The organism is Ruegeria sp. HKCCA6837 (genome assembly GCF_013034475.1).
Classification (GTDB): domain Bacteria; phylum Pseudomonadota; class Alphaproteobacteria; order Rhodobacterales; family Rhodobacteraceae; genus Ruegeria.
In genome coordinates this window covers 197,633-215,235 of sequence record NZ_WQGD01000003.1, presented here as the reverse complement: position 1 = coordinate 215,235, position 17,603 = coordinate 197,633, and the positions used below count along the sequence as shown (strand labels likewise).

18 protein-coding genes are annotated in these 17,603 nt (G+C 58.4%); 13 read left to right on the top strand and 5 right to left on the bottom strand.

Translation table 11 applies throughout. The annotated features are described in order from the left end of the window. The first annotated feature begins 102 nt into the window (after positions 1–102). Positions 103–1,551, top strand: a complete 1,449-nt coding sequence (locus GOV91_RS07280; RefSeq protein WP_171234985.1) for an efflux RND transporter periplasmic adaptor subunit — start codon at positions 103–105, stop codon at positions 1,549–1,551. A 5-nt stretch (positions 1,552–1,556) separates the two neighbouring features. After that, positions 1,557–4,958 carry an efflux RND transporter permease subunit gene (locus GOV91_RS07275; protein WP_171234984.1) on the top strand — a complete coding sequence of 1,134 codons (3,402 nt, stop codon included), beginning with the start codon at positions 1,557–1,559 and terminating at the stop codon, positions 4,956–4,958. Here the strand turns inward: GOV91_RS07275 and GOV91_RS07270 are convergent. Together GOV91_RS07270 and GOV91_RS07265 are read right to left on the bottom strand one after the other, a co-directional pair. Next, complete coding sequence (locus tag GOV91_RS07270; RefSeq protein WP_171234983.1) at positions 4,955–5,374, bottom strand: NUDIX hydrolase; 420 nt, start codon at positions 5,372–5,374, stop codon at positions 4,955–4,957. The genes GOV91_RS07275 and GOV91_RS07270 overlap by 4 nt on opposite strands. A gap of 4 nt (positions 5,375–5,378) precedes the next feature. Continuing rightward, complete coding sequence (locus tag GOV91_RS07265) at positions 5,379–6,191, bottom strand: protein-disulfide reductase DsbD domain-containing protein (protein ID WP_171234982.1); 813 nt, start codon at positions 6,189–6,191, stop codon at positions 5,379–5,381. A gap of 144 nt (positions 6,192–6,335) precedes the next feature. Between GOV91_RS07265 and GOV91_RS07260 the strand changes: the two genes are divergently transcribed. Continuing rightward, positions 6,336–6,890, top strand: a complete 555-nt coding sequence (locus GOV91_RS07260) for a YqgE/AlgH family protein (protein ID WP_171179061.1) — start codon at positions 6,336–6,338, stop codon at positions 6,888–6,890. On the opposite strand, the gene GOV91_RS07255 is transcribed toward GOV91_RS07260, so the two are convergent. Then, positions 6,891–7,841: an L-threonylcarbamoyladenylate synthase gene (locus GOV91_RS07255; RefSeq protein WP_171235048.1), complete on the bottom strand. Its 951-nt coding sequence runs from the start codon at positions 7,839–7,841 to the stop codon at positions 6,891–6,893. 139 nt (positions 7,842–7,980) lie between these two features. Here GOV91_RS07255 and GOV91_RS07250 point away from each other — a divergent pair, with 139 nt between their 5' ends. From GOV91_RS07250 to GOV91_RS07220, 7 genes are all read left to right on the top strand, one after another. Continuing rightward, positions 7,981–9,684, top strand: coding sequence for an acyl-CoA dehydrogenase (locus tag GOV91_RS07250; RefSeq protein ID WP_171234981.1), 1,704 nt, complete (start codon positions 7,981–7,983; stop codon positions 9,682–9,684). Next, positions 9,684–10,730: an MBL fold metallo-hydrolase gene (locus GOV91_RS07245; protein WP_171234980.1), complete on the top strand. Its 1,047-nt coding sequence runs from the start codon at positions 9,684–9,686 to the stop codon at positions 10,728–10,730. Before GOV91_RS07250 ends, GOV91_RS07245 begins: the two co-directional genes overlap by 1 nt. A gap of 6 nt (positions 10,731–10,736) precedes the next feature. Next, complete coding sequence (locus tag GOV91_RS07240; RefSeq protein WP_171179064.1) at positions 10,737–11,189, top strand: DUF6173 family protein; 453 nt, start codon at positions 10,737–10,739, stop codon at positions 11,187–11,189. 56 nt (positions 11,190–11,245) lie between these two features. Then, entirely contained in the window at positions 11,246–13,087 is a 1,842-nt protein-coding gene (locus GOV91_RS07235; protein ID WP_371732280.1) for a glycerophosphodiester phosphodiesterase family protein, read from the top strand. After that, positions 13,074–13,613 (top strand): hypothetical protein, encoded by a 540-nt coding sequence (locus GOV91_RS07230; RefSeq protein ID WP_171179066.1) that lies wholly within the window; start codon positions 13,074–13,076, stop codon positions 13,611–13,613. Before GOV91_RS07235 ends, GOV91_RS07230 begins: the two co-directional genes overlap by 14 nt. An 89-nt stretch (positions 13,614–13,702) precedes the next feature. Then, the gene (locus GOV91_RS07225) at positions 13,703–13,837 is read left to right on the top strand and encodes an aa3-type cytochrome c oxidase subunit IV (RefSeq protein ID WP_050604020.1); all 135 of its coding nucleotides are present in this window, start codon (positions 13,703–13,705) and stop codon (positions 13,835–13,837) included. 17 nt (positions 13,838–13,854) lie between these two features. Then, positions 13,855–14,487: a hypothetical protein gene (locus GOV91_RS07220; protein ID WP_171234978.1), complete on the top strand. Its 633-nt coding sequence runs from the start codon at positions 13,855–13,857 to the stop codon at positions 14,485–14,487. Here the strand turns inward: GOV91_RS07220 and GOV91_RS07215 are convergent. Continuing rightward, the gene (locus GOV91_RS07215; protein ID WP_171234977.1) at positions 14,476–14,808 is read right to left on the bottom strand and encodes an AzlD domain-containing protein; all 333 of its coding nucleotides are present in this window, start codon (positions 14,806–14,808) and stop codon (positions 14,476–14,478) included. The two genes, GOV91_RS07220 and GOV91_RS07215, sit on opposite strands and share 12 nt — an antisense overlap. Continuing rightward, entirely contained in the window at positions 14,805–15,515 is a 711-nt protein-coding gene (locus tag GOV91_RS07210) for an AzlC family ABC transporter permease (RefSeq protein ID WP_171234976.1), read from the bottom strand. The genes GOV91_RS07215 and GOV91_RS07210 overlap by 4 nt, the downstream gene beginning before the upstream one ends. Between GOV91_RS07210 and GOV91_RS07205 the strand changes: the two genes are divergently transcribed. The 3 genes from GOV91_RS07205 to mobB are packed head-to-tail and all read left to right on the top strand — an operon-like array spanning position 15,514 to position 17,593. Beyond that, positions 15,514–16,452, top strand: coding sequence for a formate dehydrogenase accessory sulfurtransferase FdhD (locus GOV91_RS07205; RefSeq protein WP_254440608.1), 939 nt, complete (start codon positions 15,514–15,516; stop codon positions 16,450–16,452). The two genes, GOV91_RS07210 and GOV91_RS07205, sit on opposite strands and share 2 nt — an antisense overlap. Further along, positions 16,449–17,105: a molybdenum cofactor guanylyltransferase MobA gene (mobA, locus tag GOV91_RS07200; RefSeq protein WP_171234975.1), complete on the top strand. Its 657-nt coding sequence runs from the start codon at positions 16,449–16,451 to the stop codon at positions 17,103–17,105. The genes GOV91_RS07205 and mobA overlap by 4 nt, the downstream gene beginning before the upstream one ends. Beyond that, positions 17,102–17,593: a molybdopterin-guanine dinucleotide biosynthesis protein B gene (mobB, locus tag GOV91_RS07195; protein ID WP_171234974.1), complete on the top strand. Its 492-nt coding sequence runs from the start codon at positions 17,102–17,104 to the stop codon at positions 17,591–17,593. The genes mobA and mobB overlap by 4 nt, the downstream gene beginning before the upstream one ends. Positions 17,594–17,603 lie beyond the last annotated feature (10 nt).

Below are 17,603 nucleotides of genomic sequence, written 5' to 3'. Positions count from 1 at the left end.
GTCGTACGTTCAAATCCGTGTAACCGCTTTGTGGCTTGGCATAATTCGTGATCCAGCTACATGTTAGGAACGGCAGCTTGGTGCAACCGGGGTAACTGATTGATGCGATTTTTGCGGCAAAGTCTTGTCGGTATTTTTCTGGCGTTTCTAACGCTGGCTTTGCTGTTTGTTGCGACGCAAATCATCGTGGGCGCGGTGCAGGACGCTCTGACGCGTGACGACGCAGCGCCACCCGCGCGCGAAAGGGTTTTTGCAGTGTCGGTTATTCAAGCTGAAGCGGAAACCGTCACCCCCTATCTTGAAGCGTTTGGAGAAGTCCAAAGTCGCCGCAGATTGGAATTGCGTGCGGCGCTGGGCGGGCGCGTGGTTGCGCTGGCCGAAGACTTCGAGGATGGCGGTAGGGTCTCGGTGGGTGAGGTGCTGGTTGAACTGGACCCGGCGGATGCACAATCAGCACTGGATCGGGCCAAGTCCGATCTTTTGGATGCTCAGTTTGAAGAACGCGATGCCGAACGCTCGTTGCTACTGGCGCAAGACGAGTTGAAATCAGCCGAGGCGCAGGCGGACCTGCGTGAACGGGCGTTGCAACGCCAACGCGACTTGCAATCCCGCGGGGTTGGTGCCGCTGCCAGCGTGGAAGAAGCTGAGCTGGCAGCGACTTCAGCGCAGCAGGCAGTTCTGGCCCGCCGCATCGCGCTGGCGCAAGCGGAATCGCGTGTTGATCAGGCTACGACTTTGCAGGCTCGTGCGGTCATCACATTAGAAGCGGCGGAACGCGATCTTGAAGACATGACAATTCGGGCTGGGTTTAGCGGCACTTTGACCGATGTTACCCTGGTGGAAGGGCGTTTGGTATCTGCCAATGAAAAGCTGGCCGAACTGGTCGACCCCAACGCGCTTGAGGTGGCTTTCAGGGTATCGACGGCGCAATATGTTCGACTGTTGGGTGAAAATGATCTTCTGATCAACGCACCCGTGACAGTGTCGTTGGAAGTCACCGGCGCTGATCTGAGCGCAGCCGGTCAAATCAGTCGCGACAGCGGCTCTGCCGGAGAAGGGCAAACCGGGCGGTTGATCTATGCCCGCCTGCAAGCGGCGTCGGGCTTCAAGCCGGGCGATTTTGTTACTGTTTCGGTGCAAGAACAGCCGGTTGAAAACGTCTATCGCCTGCCATCGTCTGCTCTGGATGCGTCGGGCACGGTTCTGATCTTGGGCGCGGATGACCGGCTGGAAAGCCTGCCGGTGCAGTTGGTCCGCAGGCAAGGGGATGAAGTTTTGCTGCGGGGTGACGGGCTTGAGGGGCGCGAAGTTGTCATTGGGCGCACGCCTCTGCTGGGGTCCGGCGTGCGCGTAAGACCGTTGCGCGTAGAAGCCGGGGCGGATCCAGACATGGTTGAGCTAAGCCCATCGAAGCGGGCCGCACTGGTGGCCCAGATCGAGGCCAGCGAGACAATGCCGCAGGACGAGAAATCACAGCTTCTGGGCCAATTGCAGGAAGCGCGCGTGCCGGCCTCGTTGGTGCGTCGCCTTGAAACCAAGGCCGGGGGTTAGGCGCTATGATGCGCGAGATACCCGGCGCGGCGGGCGGCATTCTCAGTTACTTCACGCGCCATCGGACCGTTGCCAATCTACTGTTGTTGGTCATGCTGGTTCTGGGCGCGGCGGCCATTCCCAATATGCGGGCGCAGTTCTTTCCCGATGTGGTGTTGGAGCGCGTGGATGTCAGCGTCACGTGGGACGGTGCCGGGCCGGAGGACATGGATGCCGGCATTGTACAGTTGCTGGAGCCTGCACTGCTGGCCGTTGAAGGGGTGACCAGCACCGAGGCTAGCTCCCATCCGGGTTGGACCCGTGTCAGGCTGGAGTTCGAGCCAAACTGGGACATGTCCCGCGCGGTCGAGGAAGTCAGAACCGCCGTAGACGGTGTGTCGGACCTGCCGGAAGGGTCAGAAGAGCCCGAAATCAAACGCGGTGCCTGGCGCGATCGCGTAACGGATCTTGTCGTCAGCGGTCCCATTGATACCAATCAATTGGCGAAGATGACGGACGAGTTGATCAATCGTCTTTTCGCTGCAGGTGTGACCCGTACGACCATCCGGGGCATTGCGGCACCACAGATCATCGTTGAAGTCACGACCGCGCAGTTGATTATCAATGACATCTCCATGGCAGATATCGCCGCGGCGATTGGAGCCGAAGTAAATACCGATCCTGCCGGAGCAGTGGAGGGCGCCGGTGCGCGTATACGGGCGGGAACAGAAAAACGCACACCCGAGCAAATCGAAGGTATTGCGCTAAGGACAAATACAGATGGATCGAAACTGAAGGTCGGCGATATCGCGACGATTCGGGTCGAAGGGGTTACACGGCAACGAAGCTATTTTGTTGGCGATGATCCAGCTATGTCTATCCAAGTTGACCGGTCAAACCAGGGCGATGCTATCGAAATCCAGCACACGGTTGAAGATGTCGCCCGCGAGATGCAGGCCAGCGTACCCGAAGGTGTGAAGATCGAGTTAATCCGTACCCGGGCCCAGGCCATCACCGACCGGCTGAACATTCTTGTCGACAATGGGCTGATGGGTTTGGGCCTTGTAGTCTGCCTGCTGTTCCTGTTCCTCAATGCACGCATCGCCTTCTGGGTTGCTGCGGGTATTCCCGTGGCCATGTCGGCTGCCATTGCGCTAATGTATCTTGGTGGGTTGTCGTTGAACATGGTATCGCTGTTTGGCCTGATCATTACCCTCGGTATCGTGGTGGATGATGCCATCGTGGTGGGCGAACACGCCGATTTCCGCGCCCGTCGTCTGGGCGAGCCGCCTGTGGTAGCCGCTGAACGTGCCGCCCGGAGGATGGCGATGCCCGTTCTGGCGGCGACCGTCACGACGGTGATTGCGTTCTTTGGTCTGACCCTGGTGGGTGGTCGCTTCGGAGAGCTGATCCGCGATATTCCTTTCACGGTGATTGCGGTTCTGATCGCGTCGCTGGTTGAATGCTTTCTTATTCTGCCCAACCATATGGCGCACGCGATTGCGCATTCTGCCAAGGAACACTGGTACGATCTACCGAACCGTGTTGTGAACCGGGGCTTCCGCTGGGTGCGGGACCACCTGTTCCGTCCGTTGATCGCCTGGGCAATCTGGGCGCGATACGTTGTTGTGGCTTTGATGATCGCTATTCTGGCCAGTCAGATTGCGTTGTTCATCCGTGGCGATGTGAACTGGCGATTTTTCAACGCGCCTGAACGTAGCTCAGTCAGTGGCGGGTTCATCATGCGCGAAGGCTCGACTCGGTCGGATACGCTGGAAATGATGCGCATTTTGCAGGACGCCACCGACGAGCTGGGCCAGATTTATGAAGAACGCTATGGCCAGAATCCGATTGAATTTGTTCTGGCCGAGGTCGGGGGCACTGCGGGCCGTGGATTGGCGGCGGCAGACGGCAAAGACGGCAGCGTGCTGGGCGGGATTTCGATCGAATTGATTGATGCCGACCTGCGGCCCTATTCCAGTTTTGAGTTTGTGGGCGAATTGCAGGACTTCGTTCCACGGCACCCGAATGTCGAAGTGTTGACTTTCCGGGGCTGGCGGTCCGGCCCCGGCGGCGACGCCATTGACGTACAATTCTATGGTTCTGACGTGAATGTCCTGAAGGCGGCGTCAGAAGATCTGAAGACCGCATTGTCGAAATTCCCCGAGGTTTCGGCGCTGGAAGACACTCTGGCCTATGACAAGGAAGAGTTCATTCTGGATCTTACGGCACAGGGGCAGGCCCTGGGCTTTCGGATCGAAACGCTGGGCCGCGCGTTGCGCAACCGCCTGAACGGGATCGAGGCCGCCACCTTCCCCGATGGCCCGCGCAGCACTGAAATTCGGGTTGAATTGCCCGAGGGCGAGCTGACGGCAGATTTCCTTGAACGTACTCTGATGCGTTCACCGGATGGGGTTTATGTGCCGCTGGCCGACATCGTTTCCGTCGAACGCAAAACCGGGTTTTCCATCGTCCGGCGCGAGAATGGCCTCAGGGTGGTTTCGGTCACAGGTGATATTTCCGAGGACAACCCGGCGCGTGCAGCTGAAATCGAACGTGTAATGCAGGACGAGATTCTACCCAACCTTGCTGCCGAACGTCAGGTCGAATGGCGTATGTCGGGTCTGAGCGAGCAGGAGAACGAATTCTTGGCCGAAGCGCGCACCGGGCTGATCCTGTGTCTGACCGGAATCTACCTTGTGCTGGCCTGGGTGTTTGCAAGTTGGTCGAGGCCCTTGGTGGTCATGGCGATCATCCCCTTTGGCCTCGTTGGGGCGATCTGGGGTCATTACATCTGGGATGTGCCGCTTAGCATGTTCACGGTGGTTGGATTGCTTGGAATGACCGGTATCATAATCAACGACTCGATTGTTCTGGTGACAACGATAGATGGGTATCAGCAGGACCGGGGTCTGGTGCCGTCAATTGTCGAGGGCACAGCCGACAGGTTGCGGCCCGTTATGCTGACCACGCTGACCACGGTTCTTGGACTTGCGCCGCTGCTTTATGAGGGATCGCAGCAGGCGCAGTTCCTTAAGCCGACCGTGATCACTCTGGTCTATGGGCTAGGATTTGGGATGTTGCTGGTCCTGATCCTCGTGCCTGCCCTGCTGGCCATTCTAAACGATTTTGCGCGTCCAATGACCGCCATGCGCCGCGCCGCGCGCGCGCCAGATCGGGTGGTTCGGGTGGCATTGATAAGCACAGGCGCCGTATTGGCGATTTGGTTTGGTTTGACGATGGTCTGGCCCGCTGTCACCGGCGCGCCGCTTGGATTGTTGCAGGGTCTTTACCCCGGTGCAGAAGGAATTGCAGCTTTGCAGTTGGGGCTGGGCGCATTTCTGGCCGGGGCCGTGCCAATTCTGGGACTAAGTGTTCTGTTGTCCGGATTGCTCTATGGGCGGCTCAGCAGGTCAGCAGGTGTTTAACCCGCGCACAAAGCATATTCCATTAGATCGACAACTCGTGCGCTCATCGGCAGGTCGCCCTTGCGTATCTGGTCAATCGGAAACCAACGTGCATCCAGCGCATCATCACCGGCCTTGGGCGTGCCAGAGAGATACTGGCAGGCAACACTGACCAGAAGATAATGAGACAAGACCTGACCTTGCGGATCGCTTCGCAGCAGATCCAGATTTTTCAGGTAGTGCAACGGCTCTGCGATCACCGAGGTTTCCTCCTGCAACTCACGTTGCGCGGCTTTCAGAACGGTTTCACCCCATTCCACATGGCCGCCCGGAAAGCCCCACAAACCGGCATCTGGCTGTTTGCTGCGTTGCACCAGAAGAACCTGATCCTGATGCAGAACAACTGCCAAGGCACCGATCTTAGGAGTTCGGGTCACAAGCTCAGCCCGCGCTGCAGCCCAGAATATCGACCGCGTGATTGGCGCCCAGAACGGTGATCCGAATCTCGGACCGGTCCAACGCAAACGGCGCGCCTGATGCGTTTACGATTTCGGATTGTGCCACCAACGTATCGCCTTCGCGCTGTGAGACCGGCTGCGAGACCCAGAGAACAGGATTTCCCGGCTCGATCACAGCGACTTCGCGCCCCCCTGCAGAGGGCATCGTCACCCGAGCCTCGATCTGTATTCCGTCCTGCGTCGGAGTTAGGTTACAGGTGGCTTTGCTCACCCGGGCTTCTTGTGCTGAGTAGGGGCGTTGCGCCATAGCCGCAGCAATTGCGGGGTTGCGACCGGCATCACCGTCCAGCGTGTGGTCAAAATCCAGACGTTCGGGGATGCACACGTCCTTGCAAACGCCCAGGTCCATCTCACCTTGCAGGCGGACGGGTTTCGCAGGGTTTCGCGGTGTAATTTCAATCGGCAGGATCAGCTGGTTTTCATAGCCGATCGACTGCAAGCCATTCTGGTCAAAAATCTCGGGCGCGGGCCAGGTGATGTCCACATGTCCAACGTTGCTTGAGCGTTTCCAATCGAACTGGGGTGGGATGCCCGCATCACCGGGCGCCCGCCAATAGGTTTTCCAGCCGTCCTTCAGGGTCAGCTTCAACGCGCTCAGATAGGTGCCGTTTGCGGTTCGACCGCCATCCAGAACATCCAGTTGCACCACTCCATCCAAACTCTGCGCGGTGGCAGGAGAGGATAGGGTCAGGCAAGCAAACGCAACGGCGGCTGTGGATTTGATCGACATCTTCATACACCATACATGCGCGGGCTGGGGCCGGATTCCAAGTCACGATCCGGTCACTGCAATGAAATCTGTCGAATTACCCGTTGTTCTCTTGCAAACACAGGGGTGGCGGGGCCATTGTTGACGTAATTGAGAAAGAGATGGCGGCCCATGGATCTGACCGGAAAACTGTTGATTGCGATGCCCGGTATGGGCGATCCGCGGTTCGACCATTCGGTGGTTTATATGTGCAGCTATGGCGATGACGGCGCGATGGGGCTGATCATCAACAAACCCTCGGACCTGCGAATAAAGACTTTGCTTAGCCAATTGGACATCGCGTGTCGTATTCCGGTTGTTGGCGAGCGATTGGTTCATTTTGGGGGTCCCGTCGAAATGTCGCGCGGCTTTGTTCTGCACAGCGCCGACTATGAAGCTAACCTTCATTCGATGCAGATTTCGGAAGAATTCAGCATGACTGCCACACTGGATGTTCTGGAAGACCTTGCTTCGGGGACGGGGCCACTGAATTCGATGTTGGCGCTGGGCTATTCCGGCTGGGGTCCGGGGCAGCTGGAAGATGAAATCGCCATGAATGGCTGGCTGACCACCGAAGCAACATCAAAGCTGGTCTTTGACGTGCCCGATGATGAGAAATGGGAAGCCGCTTTGGCCACTTTGGGCGTGGACCCTTTGACTTTGTCCGCCAGTGCAGGTCGCGCCTGATCAGCTGTCACGTGGCGCTGCAGCGCGGCGCAATCGGTCGTTGATGGCCGCACCAAGCCCGGCATCTGGAATCGGAGAAACCGCAATCGGTCGCCCGGACTTGTTCAGCTCATGCAGGGATGCAAAGAGGTTTGCAGCGGCCTCGGTCAGGTTGGCGTTCACGGACAGGTTCAGATCACAATCCACCGGTCCAAAGCCCAGCAAGACCTCCTCGCCGTGACGCGACGCGGCATTCAGGCGGACCGGCGCATCCGGCGCGTAATGCGATTGAAGCTGACCCGGAGCAGTCAGAAGATCACCGGACTGATGCACGTGCAGATGCACCCCCAGTTCCTGTTCGATCTGTTCCAGAGCGACCCCGCCGGGACGCAGCAAGGTAGGTTCTCCGGCCAGTCCGACGATGGTGGATTCCAGCCCGACGCCGCACGGTCCGGCATCTAAAACTGCAGCGATCTTGCCACCCAGGCCCGCCCATACATGATCGGCTGTTGTGGGGCTGATCAGACCTGACGGATTTGCCGAAGGCGCAGCGACCGGCCCATCAAACGCAGCCAACAAAGCTCGTGCGGTGGGATGCGCGGGTACGCGAACCGCCAACGTGTCCAACCCCGCCGTTACAAGCGCGGATATTCCGTGCCCTTCGCGTAGTGGCAGAACAAGTGTTAGTGGACCGGGCCAGAAAGCTTGAGCCAATTGCTCGGCCTGATCTGACCATTGCGCAAACCTTTGCGCTGCACTGACCGAGGCGACATGGGCGATCAGCGGGTTGAAGCTGGGCCGACCCTTGGCCTCGTAAATCGACGCGACCGCCTGGCCATTGCGCGCATCGCCGCCCAGTCCATAGACTGTCTCGGTCGGCAGGGCGACCAGAAGGCCCTGACGCAGCAAGTCCGCCGCCCGTTCGATTCCGTCGGGATTCGCCGTCAATTCCTGAGTGCCGGATGAGATCATATCTGGTGACGCCGCGTTTTGGTTGCCTGAAATATTTGGAAGAGTACGTAATCGGTTCAGACCAACACGCTTACCGGCGCTTGCGTTTGATTCCAAGCCCGCCGATGTATTCTGATCCTCTAGACGTTCGAGAGTTGTCATGCCCTACCGCGCCCCAATCTCTGATTATCAATTTCTGCTGGACCATGTGGTCGGGTTCGATCAGGTCGCCGCCACAAAAACATTCGCGGATGCCAGCGCGGATGTGGTGAGCGCCATACTGTCTGAGGCTGGCAGGATGTGCGAAGAGGTACTGGCCCCGTTGCAACGCGCCGGTGATCTGGAGCCTGCGCGGCTTGAGAATGGTGTGCTGCGCAGCTCTCCGGGATACGCTGGCGGTTGGAAAGCGATTGCCGAAGGTGGCTGGGTCGGGATCAGCGCCGATCCTCAACATGGCGGTATGGGCCTGCCGATGACTGTCACCACTGCTGTGAACGAGATGATGAGCGCCTCGTGCCTGTCGTTGCAACTGGCACCGCTGATGTCACAGGGCCAGATTGAAGCTTTGGAGCATCACGCCAGCGACGAATTGAAGGCCCTGTATCTGCCTAAGATGATCTCTGGCGAATGGTCGGCCACCATGAACCTGACCGAGGCTGAGGCCGGATCGGATGTGGGTGCGCTGACCTCGAAGGCTGAACCGAACGGGGACGGCACATATTCGGTAACCGGGCAGAAGATTTTCATTTCTTGGGGCGACAACGATTTTGCCGATAACATATGCCATCTGGTTCTGGCTCGATTGCCCGATGGGGTGCCCGGCACAAAGGGTATTTCGTTGTTCCTGGTGCCGAAATACATCCCTGATGCGGATGGCAAACCGGGCGTGGCCAATGATCTGAAAGTGGTTTCGGTTGAGCATAAAATGGGGCTGCACGGCTCACCCACCTGTGTGATGCAATATGACGGGGCCAAAGGCTGGCTCGTCGGCGCGGAACACGGTGGCATGGCTGCGATGTTTACCATGATGAACAATGCGCGTCTGGGTGTTGGCGGTCAGGGTGTTGGCGTTGCGGAAGGCGCTTATCAGCACGCATTGGCCTATGCGATGGACCGCAAACAGGGCAGGACGCCCTCGGGTACGATCATAGATCACGCCGACGTGCGCCGCATGATCATGGATATGCGGGCTGACATATTCGCGGCGCGTGCGATATTGCTGGCCAACGCAACCGCAATTGATATGGCGAAAGCAACTGACGACGCCGATTGGGCTGCGCGTGCGGCGTTGCTGACGCCAATCGCCAAGTCCTTCGGCGCGCGCACCGGTATTCGTGTGGCAGAAACCGGGGTGCAGGTGCATGGCGGCATGGGGTTCATTGAAGAAACCGGTGCGGCCCAGTATTCGCGCGATGTGCGCGTCACTGCGATTTATGAAGGCACCGACGGCATTCAGGCCATGGACCTTGTTGCACGCAAGATGATGGATGGGGGCGAGGCCGCATCGAACCTTCTGGACGAGATCGAAGATCAGGCCGAGCGCGCCCGGGCAACGATGCCCGAATTGGCCGGTCCGGTCTGGGAAGCCAGCGAGACCCTGCGCGAAGCGACCGAGTGGCTGGTGGCGCAGAGTGATATGAATGACCGCTTTGCAGGCGCAACAGCTTATTTGCAGGCGTTTGCCCGGGTGTTGGGCGGGCATTACCACCTGACCGCAGCTCTGGCCGATCCGGATGGACCACGGGCCAAGTTGGCGCGATACTATATCTACGCCTTGTTGCCGGAACATTCGGGTCTTCTGGCGCGGGTGCAAAGCGGGGCGGATAGTCTGTTCGCGCTCAGCCTGGATGAGTTGGCCGCCTGATGGACGGGGATCGCGTTTTGGGAATCAGATATCCGTGGGACGAACCTCCTGCGACAGGCGAAGCCATCCAGATTGCCGAGGGGGTTTTGTGGATGCGTCTACCCCTGCCGATGGCTCTGGATCACGTCAATATCTACGCTCTGGATGACGGCGACAGTTGGACGGTGATCGACACCGGCCTGTCTTCGAACAAGACGCGGCGCATCTGGGAAACCCTGATGGGTGGCCCTTTGGCAGGCAAGCCAATCAGACGGGTGATCGTGACCCACCACCATCCCGATCATGTCGGCAATGCCGGATGGTTTCAGTCGGAACACGGGGCGGAGCTGGTCACAAGTCGCACTTCGTGGCTGTTTGCCCGGATGCTTACGCTGGATGTTCAGGAAACCTGGCCGCAGGAGACCTTGGATTTCTATCTCAGCGCGGGTATGGCGCCCGAGGTGCTGACCGCACGGATGAACGATCGCCCCTTCAATTTTGCCGATACGGTCTATCCCATGCCGCTGGGCTTTACGCGCATACAGCAGGGCGACGTGATCCGCATGGGCGGGCGGGACTGGGATGTGCATATGGGCAATGGCCACGCCCCGGAACACGCCACTTTCTGGAGCCGCGACGACAATCTGGTCCTCAGCGGTGATCAGATCCTCAGCTCGATCAGCCCCAATCTGGGTGTCTATGCAACCGAGCCCATGGCCGATCCGGTTTCGGCCTGGATGGAGGCGTGCGAGCGACTTCAGACACTGGCCCGGCCTGATCATCTGGTACTGGGTGGGCATAAGCTGCCCTTTACGGGGCTGCCGCTGCGCATGAAGCAGTTGATCGAGAATCACCATAGCGCGTTGGAGCGTCTGCTGGACCATCTGGACGAACCCAAAGCTGCGGCCGACTGTTTCCTTCCACTGTTCAAGCGCACGATCCGCGAGGGCGAATACGGCCTCGCACTGGTCGAGGCGGTTGCACATATGAATCATCTCTACCACATTGACGCTGTGATCCGGACGCAACGCGCGGACGGGGCTTGGCTGTATCAGCGCAAAAGGTAGAAAAGAATGCAGGACCAGATTGAAACCTCGGCCGAGGCCGCCGAAGCCGCCGCCTTGCCACGATGCCATGAGGTTCATGCCGATCCAAATGCTGAATCCGGCACTAAAACCCTGCCTGAGCCATTGAACAAGCCGGTTGAAACCAAAAGCCCGGCGCAATGGGCTTATGAGCGACTGATCATGTACATCCAGAACTTTGAAAAGACGCTGGATGGCGACCACGAGGTCGCAATGGGCTTTACCGGTGGGGATGCCGGCGTGATGCGGATCGAAGGCATGGGATATTTCGACCCCGATATGATCACGTTCTATGGTTCGGACGGGGCAGGGGCCCGCACGCAATTGGTACAACATGTCAGCCAGTTGAACGTGATGCTGCGCGCATTGCCCAAATCGGTTGAAGACAAACCCGCCAACCGTATCGGGTTCCGTTTGGCGGCCGATCTGGAAGACAGCTGACTTGCAATTCACGCTTGCGCGCCTTTGAATGAATGCATCATTTCGGAGGCCACAGCGTGAGCAGATTTTTTCAAGCCGTTTCACATGCCTATGCCGGGGCATGGGCCCGGCGTACAGTCTTTGTCCCGATCTATATTGCGGTGCGCCTGCTGCTGATGGCGTTGATTGCGCCGGGTGTCGCAGTGGCGGTCAACCTGGCTGTGTCTTTGTCGGATCAGACGGCGCTGACGGATCAGGACATTGCAATGTTCCTGCTGTCTCCGGCCGGGTTCATCGCGGGTATCGCAGTGCTCAGCCTGTTTTTGCTGGCTGAGGTCTTTGTGTTCTCGGTTATGGCCGGGTCCTTGCGCATGGGCGAAAGCGACCCTTGGCGCGCTGGAAGCGCGGCGCTCGCATTGAACCTGTCCCGCTTTCCGGCGCTGTTTGGGTTTGCGGTGCGGTTTATTCTACGCGTCTTGCTGCTTGCCCTGCCATTTGTGGCCGTTGCAGGGCTGATCGCTTGGTGGACGTTGACGGAATATGACATCAACTACTACCTGACCTTCCATCCGCCCGCCTTTCAGGTGGCGGTGGTCCTCATCGGATTGGTGGTTCTGGCGTTGGCTTGGGTTTTGATCCGGCGTCTGTCCGGTTGGGCGCTGGCGCTGCATCTGGTGCTGTTTGAAGGTGCGTCGCCTCGAGTGGCTTTCTCGCAAAGCGAGCAGAGGATGGAAGGTCAGCGTGGGCGATTGAAGGTCGAACTTGCCCTGTGGCTGGCGACGCGGCTTGTTATTGCGGCTTTGATCGCAGGGGTGGCCAGTCTTTTGTTTGCGCTGGTACCGATACAGGAAGGCGGCAGCCTAAAGCTTGCCTTGATCTTTAGCCTAATCATCGCAGGGCTTTGGTCTTTGGCGGGGTTGGTTCTGGCGGCGACTGCGTTGGGCGCACTTGCCGTTTTGCTGGATGGTTTTTTTGATTCAGACGCCAAGGAAGTTGCTCACCCTGAACCCAGGAAAATCCGCGCGCCCGTGTTTGTAACTGTCGCAGCGGCTCTGGCCGCATTGGGTATTGGCCTTTGGTTCGGGCAGGGCCTGCTGGAACGTGTGCAGGCGCCGGATCATGCCGAGGTGATCGGCCACCGGGGCGCTGCGGCCATACGGCCGGAAAACACCATGGCCGCAGTTCTGAAAGCCATTGAGGATGGCGCGGATTGGGTCGAGATCGACGTGCAGGAAACGGCAGATGATGTGGTCATCGTGGCCCATGACAGCGACTTCATGAAGCTGGCTGGCGTCAACCTGAAGGTTTGGGACGCCACCATGGAGGACGTGGCTGACATCGATATTGGCAGCTGGTTCGGGCCGGAATATGCCTCGGAACGCACACCGACCCTGCGCGAGGTGCTGGAAGCGGCCAAAGGCAAATCCAAGGTTCTGATTGAACTGAAATATTATGGTCACGATGTCGATCTGGAAAATCGGGTGATCAACCTGGTGGAAGAGCTGGGGATGCAGGACGACATTGCCACAATGTCGCTGAAATACCCAGCCGTGCAAAAGATGAAGAAGCTGCGCCCCGACTGGCGGTCTGGCGTGTTGGCGGCAACTGCCGTCGGGGACCTGTCGGGCCTGGAAGGTGAATTCGTCGCGGTCAATGCAGGGATGGTGACACCGGGGCTGATCCGAAAGGTGCAGGACGCTGGCAAGGATATCTATGTCTGGACGGTGAATGATCCGTTGCAGATGTCCAAAATGGCCTCGATGGGTGTAGACGGGTTGATCACCGACCGCCCGGCCATGGCCAACGAGGTTCTGCGCGTGCGTGCTGAAATGGGGCCAGGTGAGCGATTGTTGCTGTGGCTGGCAACAACGTTTGGATTGCAGGTCGATACCGAGGCAATGCGTGATGAAAGCCCTTAATTTAGCATTATTCGTATCATTGCTGCCGCTGCCTGCCTTGTCTCAGGATCTGATGCGCAGTTTTGAGCTGCCGTCGCACCGTGCCCTTGTGGACCAAAGCCTAAGCGCCGAATTGACCGCGTTCGAAACCGACGGCTGTTCGGGCGGACTTTCGGCCAGTTGGCGATGGGTCGCCAAGCAGTTCCCCCAAGTCGGCGAGCTGTATGAAGAGCACCCGCCATGGGAATATTGTTGCGTGACCCATGACCAAGCCTATCACAACGCGGGCGGCGCGGTGACGGCAGAGGAAAGCTATGACGCGCGTCTTGCAGCAGATGATGCCTTGCATGCTTGTGTGGTGGAACACGGAAATCGTTACGCTGAAGATTATGCCGAGCGTTACGAGATGACACCCAAGCAAATCCGTGACGTGCACGCGATCACTGCGGATGCGATGTATGGTGCCGTTCGATTCGGCGGTGGGCCATGCAGCGGCCTGCCGTGGCGGTGGGGGTTCGGGTATCCGGGGTGCTCGATCCTCAGGTAAGTATACCCTGCGCGCGAATGACGTGGTGACAGGCGTCTGGTTTTCTATTATCCAACAGATCAAACACGCGAACTGGGATTCTGAGACTCATGGCTGAACACAAGCACGGCGAAATGGACATCACCGTCCAAACCAAAACTTTCAACGGTTTCATCAAAGCCACCACATGGTGCGTGGTTGCGATTGCCTTTTTGTGCCTGTTCCTGGCGGTCTTCGCCTCCTAAACAAATCGGGGGCAACTTTGCTCAGGATTTTGATCGCCTGCCTTTTGGTAGCAACCGTTGCGGGCTGTGCGGGCTCTAATCGTCCGCAAGCCGATCAGGCGGAGATTGTCTCGAGGTCTTATAGCGATCCCGGGCCGTCCACGCTGACGCTGTACACAATGATCAATACGCGCACCGGTTCTGGCGCGCACACCTCTTTGATGATTGGCGCAAGCGAACGTGTGATCTTTGATCCGGCGGGGTCTTTTCGCGCTGATGTCGTCCCTTTGAGGAACGATGTTCTTTACGGAATAACACCGGCTGTTGAACGCGCGTATCGAAGTTCACATGCTCGCGAGAGCCATTATGCGCGCATCCAGACGCTGATTGTCACGCCGCAGCAGGCAGAGATAGCGTATCAACTTGCCAAGCAGAGCGGTCCGGTTTCCAGCGCGTTTTGCGCGAATTCAACGGCCCGTCTGTTGCAGCAAGTTCCCGGATTTGAACAGATCGATGTCACTTTCAGCCCGGTAAAACTTTCCGATCAATTTGGGCAGATTACAGGTGTCGTAACGCAGGAATATCGCGAAAATGACGATGCCGATCTGCAAAAAGGGTTGGCTGCAAACAATGCGCTTCTCAATCAGTTGGACGCAGGTTCAAGTCAGTAGATAAAGCAGCCCGTAAAGCGTGGCGGCACCTGAAAAGATAGCCGCCAGGACGTTCTTGCTGATCAGACCCACAAGCAACGCAACCGCCGCCGCCGACATTCGGGGGATATCCGGTTGCCCGCCGGTCGCAGAGGGCCACACCACCAACGGTGTGATCAGTGCGGGTAGAATCGCAACAGCCGTATAACGCAGATGTCGCAGCAGCCAGGGCGGCATGGGGCGATCACCCACAAGCCCGATGAAGGTAAAGCGCAGTGCATAGCTGCCTATCGCCAAACCCACGATGATGATCCACATGGTGGTCGGGTCGATCTGGATCATGATTTCCTTCGCTCCAACATCAATTCGGCCTGCGCGCCCGCCATCATCCCAACTGCACCAGCGATCAACAGGCCCAGATTGTACGGCACGCCTACGGTCAATAGAGAAACGACAATGGCGACCAATGCGGCGATTACATGGGCCAGGGTACGCATCATCGGTCCAATCATTGCCAGGAAAGTAATTGGCAAAGCAAAATCTAGTGCCCAGCTTTCGGGGATCTGCGCCCCGAGAACAGCGCCGAAGCAGGTCGCCAAGATCCAAAGCGGCGTGATCGGTGTAACCGAGCCGACGAAATACGACATGCGCTGGGCGATCGTCAGATCAGGCTCTTTCTCGAACCGCACGATCGAACAGGCATAAGACTGATCGACGATCAGATAAGCCGCGCAGGCGCGCTGCCACAGAGGGGCAGCCCCCAGAAACGGCGTGAGAGACGCGGAATACATCGCCACGCGCAGGTTCACCGCCAACGCCGAGATCAGCACAATTATCGTTGGTGTTTGGTCTTGCAAAAGTTGAAGCGCCGCAAATTGGGCTGCTCCGGCAAACACGGTGGCCGAAAAAGCGATTGTTTGAACAATGTCCAGGCCGGCCTCTGTTGCGAAAACACCGAACAACAGACCAAAGGGGACGGCGACAAAGACAAAGGGCGTTCCGTCCCGAAAACCTTTCCAGAAGTAAGACTTGGATGTGGTAGTGGCCATGGCTAAATCCTATGGTGACGCCAGCAGCAGTAACTGTCTTGAGAAGGGGTTGCAATTGGCCACGGAATTCGACCTGTCGGACTATCTTATCGCGCCTGATCCGAGGGCGACCCGCCTGACCAGAGCGGTTGAAGGTGTGGACCAGAACGGCGAGGTCAGCCAGATCTCGGTGGTCGAAGAACGCCCGTTGACGATTTTCCTCAATTCCCAGGAAATCGTGACGGCGATGACAATCGGCGACTATCCCGAATATCTGGCGCTGGGCTTTCTGCGCAACCAGGGGATGCTGTTGGCGGATGATGAGATTACCCGCGTGGACTACGACGACGATCTTGAGACCGTTGTTGTGCGAACAGCGCGTGAGACATCGTATGAGGACAAGCTGAAGAAAAAGACACGCACCAGTGGGTGCGCCGTTGGAACGGTGTTCGGCGACATGATGGAGGGGCTTGAGGACGTGCAGTTACCGCAGGTTCAGGTGCGGACCTCATGGCTCTACGATCTCGCCTCAAAAATCAACCGCACGCCGTCGCTGTATCTTGAGGCGGGCGCAATTCACGGCACGGTCCTGTGCCGCGAAAACCACCCGCTGGTCTATATGGAGGACGTGGGCCGCCACAACGCCGTTGACAAGATCGCAGGTTGGATGTTGTCCGAAGGCGAAGGTGCGGCGGACAAGATCCTTTACACCACCGGTCGCCTGACATCCGAGATGGTGATCAAAACGGCTATGATGGGTATCCCTGTATTAGCGTCTCGTTCGGGTTTCACCGCTTGGGGCGTCGAGATCGCGCGCGAGGTTGGCCTGACCCTAATCGGCCGGATGCGCGGACAGCGCTTTGTCTGCCTGTCGGGCGAGGACCGCCTGCTGCGCGACGTGGACCCGTCAACCGTAGCGGCCGAAGACAAGAAGCATCGTCGGAAGAGTGCGGGATGAGTGATGAGATAAAAAAACCTCTGGGCATCATCCTCGCAGGAGGGCAGGCGACCCGGATGGGCGGCGGTGACAAGGGCCTGTTACAAATCGATGGGCAAAGCTTGCTCTCTCATGTGATCGAGCGCCTGTCGCCACAGGTCAGTGGGCTGGCTCTGAATGCCAATGGCGACCCCGAGCGGTTTTCCGACCTGAACCTGACTGTGCTTCCTGACACAATCGAAGGGTTCGCGGGGCCTTTGGCCGGGGTGCTGGCCGGGCTCGATTGGGCGGCAGAACAAGGCGCGGGCAGCATTGTGACCGCTGCTGCTGACACGCCGTTCTTCCCACGCGATTTAGTGGTGCGATTGCAAGATGCGGCAGAGGGGCAGGTGCACCCTCTGGTTTTGGCGACGACTCCGCGCACCGGGGACGAGGCGCTGAAATCTGGCGGCGGCAAACGGGTCAACCGGCATCCGACCTTTGGCCTCTGGCCAGTCGCGCTGCGCGATGATCTGCGAGCGGCGCTGACGGATGGGCTGCGCAAGGTGGTGCTGTGGACCGATAAACATGATGGGCGAGAGGCTTTGTTCGATGCCGACCCGTTTGACCCGTTCTTCAACGTCAATACGCCCGAAGATCTGGATCGCGCCCGAACATTGTTGGAGCAGGCATGAGGGTCTTTGGCGTCACCGGCTGGAAAAATGCCGGTAAAACCGGGTTGATGGAACGATTGGTGGCCGAGATCACAGGCCGGGGCTTTACGGTGTCGACTGTCAAACATGCGCATCACAGTGTCGATGTGGATCAACCCGGCACCGACAGTCATCGCCACCGCATGGCTGGGGCCAGCGAAGTGCTGCTTGCCTCAGGTCAGCGAATTGCCGTGATGCAAGAGCTGCGCGGCACGCCAGAGCCACCTTTGGCCGATCTTTTGGCCCGGCTTTCACCGGTTGATCTGGTGCTTATTGAAGGTTTCAAGCGCGAAGATCACCCAAAGGTCGAAGCTTTCCGCGCTGTGGCGTGCCATGCGCTTATGGCCCCCGAGAACGCGACCATTAGGGCAGTGGCCAGTGACATTCCGCTGGACTTGGATCGCCCGGTTCTTGATCTGAATGACACGGCAGCGATCGCGGACTTCATCCTGAAAGAGGTCGGTTTGTGAGCTTGTTCCA

Bases quoted from the DNA above. Each gene is read 5' to 3' on its own strand.
- GOV91_RS07280 (WP_171234985.1), top strand. From the start codon at position 103: ATGCGATTTTTGCGGCAAAGTCTTGTCGGTATTTTTCTGGCGTTTCTA.
- GOV91_RS07275 (WP_171234984.1), top strand. From the start codon at position 1,557: ATGATGCGCGAGATACCCGGCGCGGCGGGCGGCATTCTCAGTTACTTC.
- GOV91_RS07265 (WP_171234982.1), bottom strand. From the start codon at position 6,191: ATGAAGATGTCGATCAAATCCACAGCCGCCGTTGCGTTTGCTTGCCTG.
- GOV91_RS07260 (WP_171179061.1), top strand. From the start codon at position 6,336: ATGGATCTGACCGGAAAACTGTTGATTGCGATGCCCGGTATGGGCGAT.
- GOV91_RS07255 (WP_171235048.1), bottom strand. From the start codon at position 7,841: ATGATCTCATCCGGCACTCAGGAATTGACGGCGAATCCCGACGGAATC.
- GOV91_RS07250 (WP_171234981.1), top strand. From the start codon at position 7,981: ATGCCCTACCGCGCCCCAATCTCTGATTATCAATTTCTGCTGGACCAT.
- GOV91_RS07245 (WP_171234980.1), top strand. From the start codon at position 9,684: ATGGACGGGGATCGCGTTTTGGGAATCAGATATCCGTGGGACGAACCT.
- GOV91_RS07240 (WP_171179064.1), top strand. From the start codon at position 10,737: ATGCAGGACCAGATTGAAACCTCGGCCGAGGCCGCCGAAGCCGCCGCC.
- GOV91_RS07230 (WP_171179066.1), top strand. From the start codon at position 13,074: ATGAAAGCCCTTAATTTAGCATTATTCGTATCATTGCTGCCGCTGCCT.
- GOV91_RS07225 (WP_050604020.1), top strand. From the start codon at position 13,703: ATGGCTGAACACAAGCACGGCGAAATGGACATCACCGTCCAAACCAAA.
- GOV91_RS07215 (WP_171234977.1), bottom strand. From the start codon at position 14,808: ATGATCCAGATCGACCCGACCACCATGTGGATCATCATCGTGGGTTTG.
- GOV91_RS07205 (WP_254440608.1), top strand. From the start codon at position 15,514: ATGGCTAAATCCTATGGTGACGCCAGCAGCAGTAACTGTCTTGAGAAG.
- GOV91_RS07210 (WP_171234976.1), bottom strand. From the start codon at position 15,515: ATGGCCACTACCACATCCAAGTCTTACTTCTGGAAAGGTTTTCGGGAC.
- mobA (WP_171234975.1), top strand. From the start codon at position 16,449: ATGAGTGATGAGATAAAAAAACCTCTGGGCATCATCCTCGCAGGAGGG.
- mobB (WP_171234974.1), top strand. From the start codon at position 17,102: ATGAGGGTCTTTGGCGTCACCGGCTGGAAAAATGCCGGTAAAACCGGG.